At 69.0% G+C, this 16,266-nt stretch carries 17 protein-coding genes and 3 pseudogenes; 7 read left to right on the plus strand and 13 right to left on the minus strand.

Annotated elements, in window-relative coordinates:
• Positions 1–64 precede the first annotated feature (64 nt).
• Both OV090_RS11105 and OV090_RS11110 read left to right on the plus strand, forming a co-directional pair.
• A complete protein-coding gene (locus OV090_RS11105) occupies positions 65–388 on the plus strand; it encodes a transposase (protein WP_267701425.1) in 324 nt (107 codons plus the stop codon).
• A gap of 83 nt (positions 389–471) precedes the next feature.
• Positions 472–1,350 (plus strand): DDE-type integrase/transposase/recombinase, encoded by an 879-nt coding sequence (locus tag OV090_RS11110; RefSeq protein WP_267701424.1) that lies wholly within the window; start codon positions 472–474, stop codon positions 1,348–1,350.
• Between the two features lie 74 nt (positions 1,351–1,424).
• Here OV090_RS11110 and OV090_RS50625 read toward each other — a convergent pair.
• The 9 genes and pseudogenes from OV090_RS50625 to OV090_RS11155 form a co-directional block, all read right to left on the minus strand.
• Positions 1,425–1,768: pseudogene (locus OV090_RS50625) on the minus strand (alpha/beta fold hydrolase); the annotation flags it as partial.
• A 1,033-nt stretch (positions 1,769–2,801) separates the two neighbouring features.
• The gene (locus OV090_RS11120; protein ID WP_267703566.1) at positions 2,802–3,998 is read right to left on the minus strand and encodes a low temperature requirement protein A; all 1,197 of its coding nucleotides are present in this window, start codon (positions 3,996–3,998) and stop codon (positions 2,802–2,804) included.
• A 213-nt stretch (positions 3,999–4,211) separates the two neighbouring features.
• Entirely contained in the window at positions 4,212–4,670 is a 459-nt protein-coding gene (locus tag OV090_RS11125; protein WP_267703567.1) for a DoxX family protein, read from the minus strand.
• Positions 4,671–4,727: 57 nt separating this feature from the next.
• Positions 4,728–4,991, minus strand: coding sequence for a DUF1427 family protein (locus tag OV090_RS11130; RefSeq protein ID WP_267703568.1), 264 nt, complete (start codon positions 4,989–4,991; stop codon positions 4,728–4,730).
• A gap of 12 nt (positions 4,992–5,003) precedes the next feature.
• Positions 5,004–5,660: a hydrolase gene (locus OV090_RS11135; protein WP_267703569.1), complete on the minus strand. Its 657-nt coding sequence runs from the start codon at positions 5,658–5,660 to the stop codon at positions 5,004–5,006.
• A 41-nt stretch (positions 5,661–5,701) separates the two neighbouring features.
• Complete coding sequence (locus OV090_RS11140) at positions 5,702–7,468, minus strand: alginate export family protein (protein WP_267703570.1); 1,767 nt, start codon at positions 7,466–7,468, stop codon at positions 5,702–5,704.
• Positions 7,469–7,478: 10 nt separating this feature from the next.
• A complete protein-coding gene (locus tag OV090_RS11145; protein ID WP_267703571.1) occupies positions 7,479–9,269 on the minus strand; it encodes an amidohydrolase in 1,791 nt (596 codons plus the stop codon).
• Between the two features lie 173 nt (positions 9,270–9,442).
• The gene (locus OV090_RS11150) at positions 9,443–10,024 is read right to left on the minus strand and encodes a hypothetical protein (RefSeq protein WP_267703572.1); all 582 of its coding nucleotides are present in this window, start codon (positions 10,022–10,024) and stop codon (positions 9,443–9,445) included.
• A gap of 57 nt (positions 10,025–10,081) precedes the next feature.
• The gene (locus OV090_RS11155) at positions 10,082–11,206 is read right to left on the minus strand and encodes an AraC family transcriptional regulator (protein ID WP_267703573.1); all 1,125 of its coding nucleotides are present in this window, start codon (positions 11,204–11,206) and stop codon (positions 10,082–10,084) included.
• A gap of 9 nt (positions 11,207–11,215) precedes the next feature.
• On the opposite strand from OV090_RS11155, the gene OV090_RS11160 reads away from it, so the two are divergent.
• Positions 11,216–11,464: a hypothetical protein gene (locus tag OV090_RS11160; protein ID WP_267703574.1), complete on the plus strand. Its 249-nt coding sequence runs from the start codon at positions 11,216–11,218 to the stop codon at positions 11,462–11,464.
• A gap of 375 nt (positions 11,465–11,839) precedes the next feature.
• Here the strand turns inward: OV090_RS11160 and OV090_RS11165 are convergent, their stop codons facing one another.
• Positions 11,840–12,133 carry a hypothetical protein gene (locus tag OV090_RS11165; protein WP_267703575.1) on the minus strand — a complete coding sequence of 98 codons (294 nt, stop codon included), beginning with the start codon at positions 12,131–12,133 and terminating at the stop codon, positions 11,840–11,842.
• Positions 12,134–12,429: 296 nt separating this feature from the next.
• Between OV090_RS11165 and OV090_RS11170 the strand changes: the two genes are divergently transcribed.
• A complete protein-coding gene (locus OV090_RS11170) occupies positions 12,430–12,825 on the plus strand; it encodes a tyrosine-type recombinase/integrase (protein ID WP_267703576.1) in 396 nt (131 codons plus the stop codon).
• A gap of 1 nt (position 12,826) precedes the next feature.
• Positions 12,827–12,991 (plus strand): annotated as a pseudogene (locus OV090_RS11175) (acyl-CoA dehydrogenase family protein); the annotation flags it as partial.
• Positions 12,992–13,061: 70 nt separating this feature from the next.
• Here the strand turns inward: OV090_RS11175 and OV090_RS11180 are convergent.
• A complete protein-coding gene (locus OV090_RS11180) occupies positions 13,062–13,970 on the minus strand; it encodes a LysR family transcriptional regulator (RefSeq protein WP_267703578.1) in 909 nt (302 codons plus the stop codon).
• Positions 13,971–14,072: 102 nt separating this feature from the next.
• On the opposite strand from OV090_RS11180, the gene OV090_RS11185 reads away from it, so the two are divergent.
• Together OV090_RS11185 and OV090_RS11190 are read left to right on the plus strand one after the other, a co-directional pair.
• On the plus strand, positions 14,073–14,402 hold the full coding sequence (locus OV090_RS11185; protein WP_267703579.1) for a nuclear transport factor 2 family protein: 330 nt from the start codon (positions 14,073–14,075) through the stop codon (positions 14,400–14,402).
• Positions 14,399–14,839 (plus strand): annotated as a pseudogene (locus OV090_RS11190) (SDR family NAD(P)-dependent oxidoreductase); the annotation flags it as partial. The gene OV090_RS11185 and the pseudogene OV090_RS11190, both read left to right, overlap by 4 nt.
• Positions 14,840–14,918: 79 nt before the next feature.
• Here the strand turns inward: OV090_RS11190 and OV090_RS11195 are convergent.
• On the minus strand, positions 14,919–15,797 hold the full coding sequence (locus OV090_RS11195) for a DDE-type integrase/transposase/recombinase (protein ID WP_267701424.1): 879 nt from the start codon (positions 15,795–15,797) through the stop codon (positions 14,919–14,921).
• A gap of 83 nt (positions 15,798–15,880) precedes the next feature.
• Positions 15,881–16,204, minus strand: coding sequence for a transposase (locus OV090_RS11200; protein WP_267701425.1), 324 nt, complete (start codon positions 16,202–16,204; stop codon positions 15,881–15,883).
• Positions 16,205–16,266 lie beyond the last annotated feature (62 nt).

A 16,266-nucleotide genomic window follows, 5' to 3' on the forward strand; every position in this document is an offset into this window, starting at 1 on the left:
TTTTGGCTCAGCTGGAATGGGACACGCCCCGGCCTGGTAGAAGGAGCCGGGGCAAGGATTGCCCATGAGCAAGAAGACACGTCGTCACCACACCCCTGACCAGAAAATCAACCTGCTGCGTCGACACCACCTCGAGAAGGTGCCGGTGTCGGAGGTCTGCGAGGGCGCCGAGCTGCAGCCGAGCGTCTTCTACGGCTGGCAGCGCCACCTGTTCGAGCACGGCGCCGCGGCGTTCGGGGAATCTCGCAAGCGCGTCGAGACTAGCCGGGAGCAGGAGCTGCTCGCGGAGAACGAGCGGCTAAGGGCCCGTCTGGCCCGCAAGGACGAGGTGATCGCCGAGGTGACCGAGGAGCTCGTCCGCACAAAAAAATCTGTTGGGGAGCCCTGACGGACCGCTGGGTTCCCCACGACGAGCGCGACCAGGTCGTCGACTTCGTGCATCGGCTGTCCGAAAAGACAGAGGTGCCGCTCGTGAAGTTTGTGGGGTGGCTGGGCATCGCCCGCGCCAAGTTCTACGAGTGGCGCCGGCGATACGGCAAGCTCAACGAGCACAACGGCAAGACCCCGCGCGACCACTGGATCGAGCCGTGGGAGCGCCAGGCGATTGTCGACTACTTCGATGCGCACCCGCTCGAGGGCTACCGCCGGCTGACCTTCATGATGCTCGACGACGACGTCGTCGCCGTCAGCCCTGCGACCGCCTACCGCGTCCTGCGGGCGGCCGGTCGCCTCGATCGTCATCGACCGAAGCCGAGCAAGAAGGGCACCGGCTTCGTCCAGCCCCTCGGCCCGCACGTGCACTGGCACATCGACATCGCCGTCATCACCATCGCCCGCGTCTACTACTACCTGTGCTCCGTCCTCGACGGCTACAGCCGATACGTCGTGCACTGGGAGTTCCTCGATCGCATGACCGAGGCCGACGTCGAGCTCATCCTCCAGCGTGCCCTCGAGGCCCACCCTGGCGCTCACCCGCGGGTCATCTCCGATAACGGCTCGCAGTTCATCGCCGGCGACTTCCGCCGCTTCATCGACCTCGCCGGCCTGACCCACGTCCGGACCTCGGTGAACTACCCGCAGGCCAACGGCAAGATCGAGCGGTATCACCGGACCCTCGACAAGAACACCATCCACGCCGTCACGCCCGACGGCGCCCACGCCACCATCGCCACCCGCATCGACCACTACAACAACCACCGCCTTCACAGCGCGATCGGCTACGTCAGCCCGCGCGACAAACTCCTCGGACGCGAGACCGAGATCTGGGCCGGCCGCGATCGCAAGCTCGAGGCAGCCCGAGAGCTCCGACGCAAGCGCCGAGAATTGGACCACCTCGGCACCGCCGCGTAACTTCTCTCGACCCTCCACTTCACCCTCAGCGTCTCCGTTCGTCAACCCACCCTCTGTCCCGTTCACGCTGAGCCAATACAGTACCAGCTCGGCCTGGTCTTCCAGGCCGGCGCGCTGATCGTCCCGGTCAGCGCCGCCACGCCCCAGGGGACCTGTGAGTCCGCCATGAACGCGGCCCGGTCGGCGTCGAGGTCGGCCGCGAAGGCGGCGTGGGCCTTGGCGCGGTCGAGGAACAACAAGCCGTCCTGGGGCGGCAGGATCGACGGAACTGGCGCGCCGGGCGGAGCTTGATGAGCGACGAGACCGATTCGCCCTGGTCGGGGGCGAACGCCGCGATGTACACGAGCCCGGCCACTTTCGGATCGTTGCTGGCCTCGGTGATCACCACGCCGCCGTAGGAATGCCCCGCGACTGACAACCCTGTGCCAGGAGCCTTCCCCGGCGGCTCCTCGGTGGACTGGCGCGGAGACCGGCAGCCGACGTACAGAGTGAGTCGCGGTGGGGGTCCTGTGTGCCGGTTGCAGGACACCTGCGGCCGTGGCGAGCAGCGGCCGCCGTCGCGGGAGCGCGTTGCCCGCATCGGGAACGGTTCCACTTGGGGCCGCTCGAGACCGTCCTAAACGCGGTTGCAGTGCAGCGCTGCGCGAGACGTTGGTGAAATCATGCACAGGCAGTGCTAGGCCCCCCTACGGGCCCGATTACGGTGGGACGTCTCGAAAAGAGCCAAATTCGCGACGAAATCGACACTCGCGCCCTCAGAAACACCCCGCTCGCCGAAAGCCGCGGATTCTCCATTAAACGGGTGTTTCGAGAGGGGTCGCGGGTGTCACGCGTGGGTCCGGAGTGAACCAGGAGCCTCCGGGTTTGGCCACCACACGGCCACCGACCCGCGCGTCGTCGACCCGTGTCCGCTCCACCTCCGCGCCCCAAGGTCGTCGGAGGCGCGGTAGCGACGAGCCGCGCTCGATGGCCCTCACGCCGCACCGTGGAGAGGGAGGCGCGCACGAACGCGTCGTGGTCCATCATCTCGCCGAGGTCAGGCATGGAGTCATGGATGCTCTCGGCGTCGAGTCGTCCTTTGGCATCAACCTGTACGTAGCTGAAGCTTGGACGGACCATCGTCATGGTTCCGTCGACCTCGCGCTGAAGAATCACGGAGACGTAGCGGACCTGCAGCGCCACACGACGGCCCGGCTGCTGCGCGAGCACCCCGGGCCACCCAACGGTGATCGAGACGCTGCTGCGCGCGAGCCAGACGGAGCTCGAGCTCGAGCGCTGGCCCGAGGCGATCGACCTGCGCGCACTGGCGGTCGCGCGCGAGGGCGAGCACGCGACCGGGCGCGACTACGCCGAGCTCGCGGCGGTCTACTACAAGGGGCTCGACGTCGAGAACGCCGACAGGGTGCGGAAGGAGGCCGAGGCGCGTGGGCCGGCAGCCTGGCGGGTCTCGCCTAGACGTGCCGCCGGTGCGTGGCGGCTTCGGGCGTCTCGCACGACCGCGTGTACCACTCCCAGGCCGCCGTACCGCACAGCACCAGCGTCGCCAGTGCAGATACTGCCAGGGCCGGCAGCGCGCCCGCGGCCAGTCCGATAAGTCCCAGCACCACCAGCCCCAGCCCATGCGCCGTGCGTGCGCGTCCGAGGACGGCGCACTTGAACAGCAGGTTGCCCAGCAGATACAGCCCCGCGCTGCCCAGTACCGCCAGCGCCGCGCCCGGATGCGGGTGCCCGACCGGATGCGCCAGCACGAACTCGTCCGCCACCGCGCCGACGATGATGCCGGCCACCAGCAGCACATGGATGTACGTGTAGGCGAGCCGCGCCAGCCGGCCCGGGTCGGTGGCATGCGAGATGGTCTGCGCGCCGCGTTCGGCGATGGTGTCGAAGTACAGCCACCACATCGCCAGGCTGCCGATGAACGACACCGCCATCGCCGCGATGTTGGCGGCGTCCCAATCCAGCCCCGCGAAGGTCGACCCGGTGACGAGCACCGACTCGCCCAGCGCGATGATGATGAAGAGCGAGCAGCGCTCGGCCATGTGGCCGCCTTCGACGTTCCAGTCGCCCACGGTGGAACGGCCCAGGCCCGGCGTGTAGAAGCCCACCGTCGGGCCGATCCACTCGATGCCCAGCGCGAGCATCCAGCAGACCCAGCGCGTCGATCCGTCCGCCAGGCCGCCCGCCAGCCACGGCAGGGCGGAGGCGCCCAGCCACGCGGCAATGCGCTGGAAGTTGCGCCGCATGACCCGCGATTCGCCGCGCACCGCCCACAGGAAGAACAGCGTGCGCCCGAATTGCATGAAGACATAGGCGAGCGCAAACGCCAGACCACGCGAGCCGAACGCCTGCGGCAGCGACGCCGACAGCAGCAGCCCCGCGGTCATCAGCACCAGCAGCAGCAGGCGGATGGCGAGTTTCTCCGGATCCAGCCAGTTGGTGACCCACGAGGTGAAGATCCACACCCACCATACGGCCAGCATCAGCAGCAGCGCCTGGGCGCCACCCACGAGCGTGAAGTTGGCGATCAGCAGATGCGACAGCTGTGTCACCGCGAAGACGAACACCAGGTCGAAGAACAGCTCGATGTTGGTGACGCGGTGGTGGCCGTTCGTGCCCGAGAGTGCCGGGCGGAGGTAGCTGCGGGGCATGGTGGCAATGCTTTGCATGGAGGCGGGACGCGCTCGGTCGCCGCGCCGCACGGTCGTGATGTCCGCTGTGTCGGCCCGGATTTCTTACCACGGGTCGCTGGGCCCGCCGGAAGGCCGACCGGTGGGGCGGGCGGTCACTGCGCGGGGCGATGGGCCGCAATCGGCCGGGGGCAGGACGCGCGCGGCGATCAAGGGGCGCGAGCAGGCGACGGCTCAGACGCGCGGCGGGACGAACCGCGCGTAGAGCCGCCGATAGCGCTCGAGCAGGCGGTGGTCGCACGAATAGCGGCCCGGTCCCGTGGCGACCAGCGTCGCGTAGGGGAGCGCGTAGAGCAGGGCGGACTCGACGTCGGCGCCCTCGAAGCCGCGGGCGGCCATTGTCAAGACCATGAGCATGGTAAAGACCACCGGCAGGGCTGCGAGCCGCGTCAGGAGGCCGAGCGCGACGAGCACGCTGCACAGGCCCTCGGAGAGGAGCGCGAGGGCGAGGCTGGCGGGTGCGCCGATCCCGAGCGGGTCGGGGAATTCGCGCAGCTCCTCGTCGAATCGCAGCAGTTTCGGGCGCATGTGAAAGGTCCAGATCAGGAGGCCGGCGCCGATGCGCTGCGCGAGCAGGCCGAGGTCGCGGGCCTTCTCCAGCGCCGGCGCGAGGCGAGGGTCGATCACGTTCATGACGGCTCCGGAGGGTGGTGAGCGGAGAGGTGGCCGCCGCGAGCGCGGGCGGCCGCGTCATCGGTCATCGGCGTCGCCATGGGCGGGTTCGGGCGCCGGAGCGCCGGTGATCTTGGGCGCGCGCTCGCGGGCGAACCACGCCGCGGACAGCGGCTCTCCCACGAGCACGCGCCGCGCGATCGGGCCGACCTGCTCGCCGAGGAGCATGCCGAACAGACCGAGCAGCGCGACGAGCGGCGGCGCTGGTGAGCGCACGCCGAGCGCGCTGTACAGGGCGCCGACGAGCGCGCCGACTGCCAGCGAGACGAGGTAGAGCTTCATGGGGGGGGGACCCTAGTGCCCGCCCTCCGACGCGCCGAACATGGTCTTCGCGTAGATGATCCCGAGGCCGTAGGCGCCGCCGAGCTCCTTGGCGAGGCCGGTGACTGCGTCGTAGGTGCCGACGCGGGCCCAGTCGCGCTGGAGCTCGAGCAGGTACTGCAGCGAGGTCATCGGCCGCGCGCCGGCCTGGACCATGCGGTCCATCGCCCGCTCGTGGGCCTCGTTCGACACGTCGCCGCAGGCGTCGGCGATCACGTAGACCTCGAAGCCCTGGTCGAGGGCCGACAGCGCCGGGCCGACGATGCAGACGGACGTCCACAGGCCGCCGAGGACGATACGCGGCTTGCCGAGCTTGTTGACGCGCTCGGCGATCTTCGCGTCCTCCCAGGTGTTCATCGACGTGCGGTCGATGACGTCGTGCTCGGGGAACGCGGCCTTGATCTCCGAGAAGATCGGGCCGGAGAAGCTCTTCTCGGCGACGGTGGTGAGGATCGTCGAGGCGCCGAAGATCCGCGCCGCGTGGGCGACGAGGCCGGCGTTGTTGCGCAGCAGCACGGCGTCGATCGACTTGGTGGCGAACGCCATCTGCGACTGGTAGTCGATCAGGATCAGGGTGTGGTCGTGGGGCGTGAGGAGGGTCTTGCCGGGGGCGGCGATGGCGGTGGGCATGGTTCGGTCTCCAGGTTTGCGTTGCGGTGCGGTCTGCGCTCTCAGAACTTGAGGGTCAGCCAGGTGGCGAGGAAGTCGACGTCGCGGGTGCGTCCGGCCTGCGCGAGGAACGGGCCGCGGAAGAAGCGGCCGACGGTGACGACGAAGCCGACGTGCCGCCCGAGCTCGGCCTCGAGGGTGGCGCCGGCGCGGTGACCGACGAACCGGGCGCCGCCGGGGTCGGCGATCGTCGGCTCGCCGGGGACGTTGTAGAGGCCGTCGGCGAGGCTGTACCGGCCGAGGACCACCCAGTCGAGGGTGAGGCTCAGTGGCTCGACCGGCGTCAGCGTGAGCATCGGGTGGGCGTCGAGGAAATTGGCGGGCCCGACCAGCGCGTCCTCGCCGAAGTACGAGCCCTTGGGGAACAGCGCGGAGAAGGTGCCGAAGGGCCGCCCCGGGCCGCGATCGCCGGAGGCGACGTCGAGCCGCAGGCCGAGCCGCGGGTCCCACGGCAGCAGCAGGCGCACGCCGGTGTCGCTGGCCACGGTCCACGCGAGCAGCGGCGCGGCGCCGAAGCGCCCCGTTTGCAGCACCGCCTCGACGTTGTAGTCGAGTCGCCCGGCGGCGCCGAACCAACGTGTCCCGAGGGACAGGCGGCGCTCGTGGGCCCGGCCGCGGTGGTACTCGGCTTCAGGGCGGTCGAGGTAGAGCGCGTAGACGTCGACCTGGCCGCCGCGCAGCGGCGAGGGCACGGTCAGGTAGGCGCCGGCGAACCACTGACCGCGCTCCCAGCCGTCGTCGAGGACGCCGGGCACGGTGGCGACCGGGCGGGTGACGAACAGATGCGCGTGGACCCGGCGGACGGACAGGATGACCGACACGCCGTCGAAGCTGCGGCGCACGTTGGGGCCCTCGCGCGGCGAGACGAGGCGGCCGGAGCCGAACGCGAGCTCGTGCCGGCCGGCGCGGACGATGAGGCGCAGGCCCGGGCGCTCGAGGTCGAAGTCGGCGAAGGCCTGGTGGAAGTCGAAGTCGTCGCGATCGATCGCCCGCGGCCCGCCGGGCCGCCCCGTCTCGAGCCCGCTCTTGACCTGGGCGAACGCGCGGAAGTACGGCGCCCGGAGCTCGGCGTGGAACATGTACCGCTGCATCCACGACAGCGAGCGCGGCGGACCGGCGCCCCAGTCGAGGTTGCGGAACCAGTCGAGGCGCTGGCGCGTCTCGCCGCCGAAGCTGAGCGCGACGCGGCCGCGCGGGCCGAGCGGGATGTACTTGAGGACATCCAGGAAGTCGGCCCGGTGGCCGCGGTCGCGCAGGTAACGGTAGTCCTCGTCGGCGCGCAGCAGGCGGTAGGGCGGCGGTGCGGCCGGCCGGCCCTCGCCGCGGCCGGCGAGCGCGGCGGCCTCGGTCGCGCCGGCGGACTGCGCCGGCGATCCGGGCTTCAAGGCCGGCGGACGACGCATGTCCGCGGGGACAGGGGCACGCGCTGCCGGAGCGCCGCGGAGGTCCGGCACCGGGGCGGAGACCTGCGGCGGCGCGGCGTCGCGACGGGCGAGCGCGGGGCCGACTGAGAGGCTGTCCGTGGGGACATGTCCGCTCGCCGGGCGCTGCGTGCTAGCGAGGCTGTCCGTGGGGACATGTCCGAGCGCCGGGTACCGCGCCTTGGAGAGGCTGTCTGCAAGGACAGGCTCGATGGGCCAGGTCGTGGGTCGCGCGAGCGCGTCCGACGACGCCCCGAGGGCGACCGCGAGGACCGCGGTCGAGGCCGCGCGCGCGCCGGCGCGGGGGCGCGAGCCTGGTCGGCGCGCCCCGCATGCCTGAAAGGACATGTCCATACGGCTAGAACACGGCGCAGGGGCAGGCGAGACCGGCGGCGTGGTGGTGATGATGGCGGTGGGCGCGGTGCAGCGCGCGCGCCACGGCGCCCGGGTCGTAGCCGCCGTGGTGGGCGGGCGGGGCCCAGTCCGGGCTGAACGGCAGGGGCGGCGGCGCGAGACCACCGAAGTCGCCGCTGGCGTGGACGACGTCGCCGCCGACCACGGTAAGCTCCGAGGTGATGCCGCGGATTTCCGCTTCGGGCACTGCGAAGTAGTCGGCGGACAGCACTGCGAGGTCGGCGAAGCAGCCGGGGGCGATCCGGCCGCGCTCGCCGTCCTCGCCGGAGAACCAGCCGTTGCCCGCGGTGTACAGGCGCAGCGCCTGCTCGCGCGAGAGCCGGCCGGAGGGGCCGAGCAGCTCGGTGCCGCCGACGCTACGGCCGGACACGAGCCACCCGAGCCCGACCCACGGGTTGTAGCTGGCGACGCGCGTCGCATCGGTGCCGCCGCCGACGGGGAGCCCGGCCGCGAGCATGCGACGCACGGGCGGCGCCTCGGCGGCGGCCTGCGGCCCGTAGCGGCGCATGAAGTGCTCGCCCTGGTAAGCCATGCGGTGCTGGATGGCGACGCCCCCGCCGAGCGCGGCGATCCGATCGATGTTGCGCGGCGAGACGGTCTCGGCGTGGTCGAAGAACCACCGCAGGCCCTGAAACGGGACCTTGCGGTCGACGGCCTCGAACACGTCGAGCATCCGCGCGATCGATTCGTCGTAGGTCGCGTGCAGGCGGAACGGCCAGCGCCTGGCGACGAGGTGCTCGACGACGGCGCCGAGTTGGTCCTCCATGTGCGGCGGGAGGTCGGGCCGCGGCTCGAGGAAGTCCTCGAAGTCGGCGGCCGAGTAGACGAGCATCTCGCCGGCGCCGTTGAGGCGATAGTAGCCGTCGCCGGCGCCCGGGGTCAGGGAGCTCGACCAGCGGGTGAAGTCCTCGAGCTCCTGGCCGGGGCGCTGGGTGAACAGGTTGTAGGCGACCCGCACCGTCAATTGCCTGGCGGCCGCCAGCTCCTCGATGATTTGATAGTGCTCGGGGTATTGTTGAAACCCGCCGCCGGCGTCGATCGCCCCGGTGACGCCGAGTCGGTTGAGTTCGCGCATGAATTGACGGGTGCTGTTACGCTGGTCGTCGAGCGCGAGCCGCGGGCCCTTGGCGAGCGTCGCGTAGAGGATCCACGCGTTGGGCTTGGCGACGAGCAGGCCGGTCGGCTCGCCGTGGCGGTCGCGCACGATCACGCCGCCGGGCGGATCGGGCGTGTCGCGGGTGTAGCCGACGGCGCGCAGCGCAGCGCGGTTGAGCAGCGCCTGCGCGTAGAGGTGCAGCACGAACACCGGCGTGTCGGGGGCGGCGGCGTTGAGCTCGTCGAGCGTCGGCATGCGCCGCTCGGCGAACTGGAACTCGGACCAGCCGCCGACCACGCGCACCCACTGCGGCGGCGGGGTCCGTAGGGCCTGCTCGCGCAGCCGTCGCAGCGCCTCGCCGAGCGAGGCGACGCCGTCCCACCGCAATTCGCTGTTGTAGGTGAGGCCGCCGCGGATCAGGTGCAGGTGCGAATCGATGAGGCCCGGAATGGCCGTGCGGCCGCGGAGGTCGATCCGCCGGGCGTCGGCGCCGGCGCGACGCAGGACCGCGGCGTCGTCGCCGACCTCGATGAATCGACCGTCCCGCACCGCGACCGCCGAGGCGGCGGGTTCCTGCGAATCCATGGTCGTGATCCGGCCGTTGTAGAGGACGAGATCGGCGTCGGCTGCATCTGTCATAGGGCTCTCGGGCGCGGCGAATCGAAGCGGCGCCGGACGAAGATGGCCGTCTGGCGCCGCGCCGTCTTGTACGATGTTGATGTCCGCCCGGCGCGGCCCCGTGAATCGTCCGGGAGAGATACCGACGATTCGCCGAAAGTGCCGCGCGAAATGGCCGGGAGCGACCTCGTGCACTACTTCGGGTTCGAAGAGTCCTGGTGAGCGACCCGCGCCTCGGCGTAGAGCCAACCCCGGAGCAGGCGAACGTAGCGCGGCATGATCACGAACGTCACGATCGCGACGATCACGGCCGCGGTCACGACATGCCGCACCCCGTAGGCCCCGAGCGGTTCCGCGGCCTCGAAGAGCGGCGCGAGCAGCGGTGGCACGAGCATCGTGAGCGGCGCGATGACCGAGGTCGTCACGAGCCACTGCTTCCAAGCGGGTGGGCGTCCCTCCGCGGGCAGCGTGAACCAGAAGTCGATGCCGCCCTTCAAGAGCGTGTCGTCGGTCTCGATGATCTCGCGGATCTCTGCGACGAGATCCCGTCGATCGTCCGACTCGATCCAGCGGCGCGCGTCGTCAACGGTGGCGAAGCGCAGCATGCTCACGTACTCGCCGTCGAGCGCCGAAGGACGCACGACGTGCCGGCCCTGATATCCGGGATAGCCGTTGGCCGTGCATAGGATCTTCTCGAGCCAGGCCTCGTAACGCGGCCGTGCCCCGGTCTTGACGCGGTGACGGACCATGAAGACGGTGCTCTCGTCGGTGCTCATCGAGGTGCGATCGTACAGCAAACGTCGCGCCGTCTTGTACGATGTTGATGTCGCGGCTTACGCTCCCCGGCGCGGTCCCATGAATCGCCCGGGAGGGATGCCGACGATTCGCCGAAAGTGCCGTGCGAAATGGCTCTGGTCGTGAAAGCCCAGCGCGAGCGCGACATCCGAGATCGCCGACCCGGCGAGCAGAGATTGCTTGGCCTGCTCGATCCGGGCGTTGAGCTGGTACGAATGCGGCGCCAACCCGACATCCGCGGTGAAGCTGCGCACGACGTGCTCCTTGCTGACGCCGGTGACTGCCGCGAGCTGATCGAGCGTGACAGACGCGGCGAGGTGTGCGTCGAGGAATTCTCGCGCCTGCTTCACCAGCGCCCGCTCGCGGCGGCGCGGAGCAGGTTCGCGGCGGCCGCGGAGCAGGCGAGACGTCAGGGCGAGCCAGGCCGTCTGGGCAGCCAGCGGGGTGTCGTCCAGCGCCGCGGCGAGTTCGGTGACGAGCTGCCCGCTGCCCAGCTCGTCGGTGAGCTCGAAGCGTACGGCGCGACCCAGCTCTCCCGCGGCGTCGGGCTCGAGCTCGTCGGCCGCGCGCTCGAGCGCCGCAGGCGAGCAATACAGCGAGACGAACGTCCAGCCCTCGCGGTGCGCGGACGCCCCGCTGTGGACCTCGTCCGGCGGGATGACCAGCACGTCGCCCGGTGCGAGCGTGTGCTGGCGACGACCGACAGTCTGCTTGCGCGCGCCGGCGAGGACGTGGATGACATGGGCCGCCGCGTGGAAGTGGGGCTCGAACGCGTCGCGCACCTGGACTCCGTGGTGGACCTCGACGTCCGGGAGGCTCTGTCCCCGGATCACACGGACGGGGCAGCGGTCGTGCCTGATCGAGTCTCTGAGGCTCATACGTGCCGCCAGTTTCGCACCGAAGGAGGTGAAATAAAGCCCGAGATTGATGCCGTCAGGCGAACAGTCTTTCCACTTTCCTTGCGGTAGTCTTCGAGCGCGATAGGGCGGCGCGCGCGTCTCGCCGACGGTGAGCTCGGTCGGTTCGGGCGCGTCGAGCCGGACCGTCATTGTAGGGGGCATTGCGTCGACGAGCACGCCGGCCATCTTCGCCATGTGCTTGCGGACCACCGCGGCGGCCGCGGCCGCGGCGTCGCGGCCCATGCCGGCGGCCTCGAGCTTCATGGCGACGGCTTGCAGGCCTTCGCCCGCTACGAGCAGCGCATGCGGCCCTACGTCGCCAGGGCGCAGAAGATCCCCCCGGGAGCGCTGAGCCTCGCGCAGCCGCAAAACCGGGCCGGGATAGCGATCTCTCGCGCCCTGTTGGGCTTCGCAGCCAGACCCGCGGTGCGCCGGCTCCTGGGACGACTCACGGCGACCAAGAGCGCGGACACGATCGACTTGCCCGACTACGAGGCCGCGTTACTGCTGGACCCAGCATGACACGAGTGCTCGCCTTATGGGTGTCGGCCGCGACTGCAGCTCGATCGTGGACAAACTCGTGGAGGCGTGCGCCTCGCAGGTGGACACATGCGAATACACGAGCTGTGCCGAGGCGTTGGCTGCCTCAACTTGCTGGGTCAGGCCGAGCGAGTGCTCACCGATCAGCATGTGTCTCGACGGGGCGAGCAGTTCCGCGGTAGTAACTGCGAGGTCCCGCACGCCGACGTCGGCCCGATCAAGATCGAGTCCGGCCTGCTGCAGCAGGCAGGGCCGGCCCGGGCCCTGTATGCCTGCCCACGTTCGTGCTACGCCTCGAACATGGTGCGTCCTGACGACGCGGAGGAGCACGACCCCGAAGGGGGCGGCTCGACCGCGTCATGCTGCACCGTTCCAGCGGGTGAAAGTCCCGCCCGGGTAAGCGGTCAAGATCGTGAAGAATTCAGGCAAATCGGTCACGCAGGTGGCCCAAGAGATGGGCCTGACGGTGAGCGCGCTGAGGAACTGGACGAGGCAGGAAGAGATCAACCAGAGCCCGGCCCCGCGAGGAACGCTGACGACGGATGACTTCATGCAGCGGTGGCCTTCGCCGCGGGCGATGAAGCGGATCCGCAAGGTCCACACGCTGACCTCGGTGCGACAAAACCGGGTCAAGGAAGTGAAAGAGCTCATCGCGGCCTTGAACCCCGTGCTTCGTGGCTGGGCCAACGACTTCAGGACAGGCAACGCAGACGCGAAATTCAACCAGGTCGATCACTACGTGCGCGAGCGGATCGTGCGCTGGTTGTGGCGCCGTGGTGGACAGCGCACTCGTTTCTCGCCTAGCAAGTGGTCCCACGAGCGCCTCTGCGAGATGGGCCTCCACAAGCTCCGCACGACCGTGAACTACCCGGCGCAAGCCACTCCTCGCAGGCCACGGTCGACGCCGTCCTCCGCTCGTCGACGTCGGCGACGACGACCTCGAGCACATGCTCGCCGTCAACGTCCGCGGGGTCGTCGTCGCCCGCATTGTTCCCATTGGAACCCTCGGCGCGGCAGCGGTGCAGCGGTACCTCGAGGTGCGCCGCCAGTTGCTCATCGCCCCAGCCCCGCCCCTCTTCCTCGGCAGGAACGGCACCCGACTCAGCGACCGCACTGTTCGAGAGCTGGTGTATCGCCGCTGCAAGGCGGTCGGGGCCAAGGTCCGCGTGGGGCCTCATGGGATCCGCCACAGCTTCGCCACGCACCTGTTGCTGCGGGGCTGCGACCTGCGAAGCATCCAGGAGATGCTGGGCCACGCGAGCCTGAGCAGCACGCAGCGCTACACGAAGCTCGACCTTGGCTGGCTCGCGGCCGAGTACTACCGAGCCCATCCACGAACGTGAGGCAGGGATGTTCATCTTCATCAGCTACGCCTGCAGCGAGCCCGAGGCCGGCTCCGACGTGGCGTCGATGAAGACCCGCCTGGTGCGCGACGGCAACGGCTGGCGCCTCACCGGCCAAAAGCGGTGGATCACCAACGCCGGCCACGCCAGCATCTTCACCGGCTTCGCCACGTAGCGGAACGCGATCGGCGCGCCGTGGCGCCGATACAGGTCGCGCCTTGCCGCGACGGTCCCCGTCACGCGTACTTTTTGCCGCGCCCTCTACCTTTCTTTAGAAAGTCGATCAGCACCTCAAGCTTGGGGGCGAGGTTCAGCCGGCTCGGGTAGTAGAGAAAGTAGCCCGGGATGTGCGGGCAATACCCGTCGAGCACCCGCACGAGTCGCTTCTCGGACACGAGCCCGCTCACCATGTCTTCGAAGACGTACGCGAGGCCGACGCCCTCGACGGCGGCGTCTACCAATACCGATCCATCGTTGGTCACGACGCGGCCGTCGACGGCCAGCTCCAACTCCTTGTCGCTCTCGACGAACTTCCACCGGGCGACTGCGCCCGTCGACATGCGCAGACCAATGCACTCGTGCCCGTGAAGCTCGCGCGGATGCGTGGGCTTGCCTCGGCGCGCGAAGTAGTCCCGTGAGCCGACGACCACGAGGCGCTGGTCCGGGCTAACGCGAACAGCGATCATCTCGCGATCGAGGCTGTGGCCGAGGCGTATCCCCGCGTCGAAGCCTTCGGCTACGATGTTCGACAGCGCCTCCTGGAGACAGATGTCGATTCGGATGTCGGGGTACGCGGCGAGAAAGGCCGCGAGCTTCGGCTTGATGACGTCGTTGTAGCCGGTTCGGAGCATCGTCAGGCGCAACAGACCCGACGGGCGGCCGTTCATGGCCCTGAGCGACTCGAACGCGACGTCGATGCCGTCGAATGCAGGCCTGAGCTGCGCGATGAAGTGCTCACCGGCCTCGGTCAAGCCGACGTTGCGTGTGGTTCGTTGAAGCAGGCGCACACCGACGCGCTCTTCGAGGGCGCGAACGATCTGACTCACGGCAGATGGCGTTACCCCCAGCTCGGCGGCCGCCGCCCGGAAGCTGCGCTTTTCGGCTACGCAGAGGAGGGCTCGAAGCCCGGATAGGTCGTCACGCATTGTTTAGCCTGGCTACCTATAGCATGCACGATTCAGCGTATTTTTTTTTTAGTTTGGCGAGACTAGTCTCTCCGAAGCGAACCAACGCAGAGGAGAATACTCATGGCGCCCGCACTCCCCAAACCCATCGCCGCCTATGTCGCGGCCAACGCAGAGCTCGATGTGGACGGCATGCTGAAGCCTTTCGCGGCCGATGCGGTCCTCTCGGACAACGGAAAACGTCACGAGGGCCACGCGGAGCTGCGAACCTTGTTTGAAGACGAGGTGATCGCCGTCAAGGCGATCTTCACGCCGGATGCCGTTCGCCAGGAGGACGGTCTGGTCGTGGTCGAAGGCCCTGCCCATGGCGACTTCAAGGGCAGCCCGATCCGCTTCACCTATCGCTTCACGCTCGAAAACGACGCCATCAAAGCACTGGAGATCACGACATGAACATCAAAACTGATCCCACGGAGTTCGCTGGAAAGCGTGTGCTCATCAGCGGCGGCAGCAAGGGTCTGGGCCGCGCCACCGTCGACCGCTTCCTGGCCGGGGGCGCCCGGGTGATCACCGCAGCCCGCGGAACCCTGGAGCCCATCGACGGCGTCGAGTTCGTCCGGGCGGATCTGACGACCGCCGAAGGCGGGGAGACCCTGGCCAAGGCGGCGCTCGAGCGTATGGGCGGCGTCGACATCCTCGCCCACGTGATCGGCGGCTCGGCCTCGCCGGGCGGCGGCTTTCTCGCCCTGACGGACGAGCACTGGCTTGCCGAACTGAACCTGAACCTTATGGCCACGGTCCGCCTTGATCGCCTCTTGGCTCCGCAGATGATGGAACGGGGTGCCGGCGCGATTGTGCATATCACGTCTATCCAATCGATCCTGCCGCTTGTATTGGCTCAGCGTGAACGGGACAGAGGGTGGGTTGACGAACGGAGACGCTGAGGGTGAAGTGGAGGGTCGAGAGAAGTTACGCGGCGGTGCCGAGGTGGTCCAATTCTCGGCGCTTGCGTCGGAGCTCTCGGGCTGCCTCGAGCTTGCGATCGCGGCCGGCCCAGATCTCGGTCTCGCGTCCGAGGAGTTTGTCGCGCGGGCTGACGTAGCCGATCGCGCTGTGAAGGCGGTGGTTGTTGTAGTGGTCGATGCGGGTGGCGATGGTGGCGTGGGCGCCGTCGGGCGTGACGGCGTGGATGGTGTTCTTGTCGAGGGTCCGGTGATACCGCTCGATCTTGCCGTTGGCCTGCGGGTAGTTCACCGAGGTCCGGACGTGGGTCAGGCCGGCGAGGTCGATGAAGCGGCGGAAGTCGCCGGCGATGAACTGCGAGCCGTTATCGGAGATGACCCGCGGGTGAGCGCCAGGGTGGGCCTCGAGGGCACGCTGGAGGATGAGCTCGACGTCGGCCTCGGTCATGCGATCGAGGAACTCCCAGTGCACGACGTATCGGCTGTAGCCGTCGAGGACGGAGCACAGGTAGTAGTAGACGCGGGCAATGGTGATGACGGCGATGTCGATGTGCCAGTGCACGTGCGGGCCGAGGGGCTGGACGAAGCCGGTGCCCTTCTTGCTCGGCTTCGGTCGATGACGATCGAGGCGACCGGCCGCCCGCAGGACGCGGTAGGCGGTCGCAGGGCTGACGGCGACGACGTCGTCGTCGAGCATCATGAAGGTCAGCCGGCGGTAGCCCTCGAGCGGGTGCGCATCGAAGTAGTCGACAATCGCCTGGCGCTCCCACGGCTCGATCCAGTGGTCGCGCGGGGTCTTGCCGTTGTGCTCGTTGAGCTTGCCGTATCGCCGGCGCCACTCGTAGAACTTGGCGCGGGCGATGCCCAGCCACCCCACAAACTTCACGAGCGGCACCTCTGTCTTTTCGGACAGCCGATGCACGAAGTCGACGACCTGGTCGCGCTCGTCGTGGGGAACCCAGCGGTCCGTCAGGGCTCCCCAACAGATTTTTTTGTGCGGACGAGCTCCTCGGTCACCTCGGCGATCACCTCGTCCTTGCGGGCCAGACGGGCCCTTAGCCGCTCGTTCTCCGCGAGCAGCTCCTGCTCCCGGCTGGTCTCGACGCGCTTGCGAGATTCCCCGAAGGCCGCCGCGCCGTGCTCGAACAGGTGGCGCTGCCAGCCGTAGAAGACGCTCGGCTGCAGCTCGGCGCCCTCGCAGACCTCCGACACCGGCACCTTCTCGAGGTGGTGTCGACGCAGCAGGTTGATTTTCTGGTCAGGGGTGTGGTGACGACGTGTCTTCTTGCTCATGGGCGGTCCTTGCCCCGGCTCCTTCTACCAGGCCGGGGCGTGTCCCATTCCAGCTGAGCCAA

Origin of the sequence: Nannocystis sp. RBIL2 (assembly GCF_026626745.1) — a bacterium.
In the GTDB taxonomy this organism is placed as follows: Bacteria; Myxococcota_A; Polyangia; order Nannocystales; family Nannocystaceae; genus Nannocystis.

What these genes read in the sequence shown, in the direction of transcription:
- OV090_RS11180 (WP_267703578.1), bottom strand. Translation starts at nt 13,970, where the DNA reads ATGCGTGACGACCTATCCGGGCTTCGAGCCCTCCTCTGCGTAGCCGAA.
- OV090_RS11170 (WP_267703576.1), top strand. Translation starts at nt 12,430, where the DNA reads ATGCTCGCCGTCAACGTCCGCGGGGTCGTCGTCGCCCGCATTGTTCCC.
- OV090_RS11185 (WP_267703579.1), top strand. Translation starts at nt 14,073, where the DNA reads ATGGCGCCCGCACTCCCCAAACCCATCGCCGCCTATGTCGCGGCCAAC.
- OV090_RS11125 (WP_267703567.1), bottom strand. Translation starts at nt 4,670, where the DNA reads ATGAACGTGATCGACCCTCGCCTCGCGCCGGCGCTGGAGAAGGCCCGC.
- OV090_RS11200 (WP_267701425.1), bottom strand. Translation starts at nt 16,204, where the DNA reads ATGAGCAAGAAGACACGTCGTCACCACACCCCTGACCAGAAAATCAAC.
- OV090_RS11130 (WP_267703568.1), bottom strand. Translation starts at nt 4,991, where the DNA reads ATGAAGCTCTACCTCGTCTCGCTGGCAGTCGGCGCGCTCGTCGGCGCC.
- OV090_RS11105 (WP_267701425.1), top strand. Translation starts at nt 65, where the DNA reads ATGAGCAAGAAGACACGTCGTCACCACACCCCTGACCAGAAAATCAAC.
- OV090_RS11140 (WP_267703570.1), bottom strand. Translation starts at nt 7,468, where the DNA reads ATGTCCTTTCAGGCATGCGGGGCGCGCCGACCAGGCTCGCGCCCCCGC.
- OV090_RS11165 (WP_267703575.1), bottom strand. Translation starts at nt 12,133, where the DNA reads ATGAGCTCTTTCACTTCCTTGACCCGGTTTTGTCGCACCGAGGTCAGC.
- OV090_RS11150 (WP_267703572.1), bottom strand. Translation starts at nt 10,024, where the DNA reads ATGAGCACCGACGAGAGCACCGTCTTCATGGTCCGTCACCGCGTCAAG.
- OV090_RS11120 (WP_267703566.1), bottom strand. Translation starts at nt 3,998, where the DNA reads ATGCCCCGCAGCTACCTCCGCCCGGCACTCTCGGGCACGAACGGCCAC.
- OV090_RS11145 (WP_267703571.1), bottom strand. Translation starts at nt 9,269, where the DNA reads ATGACAGATGCAGCCGACGCCGATCTCGTCCTCTACAACGGCCGGATC.
- OV090_RS11155 (WP_267703573.1), bottom strand. Translation starts at nt 11,206, where the DNA reads ATGAAGCTCGAGGCCGCCGGCATGGGCCGCGACGCCGCGGCCGCGGCC.
- OV090_RS11135 (WP_267703569.1), bottom strand. Translation starts at nt 5,660, where the DNA reads ATGCCCACCGCCATCGCCGCCCCCGGCAAGACCCTCCTCACGCCCCAC.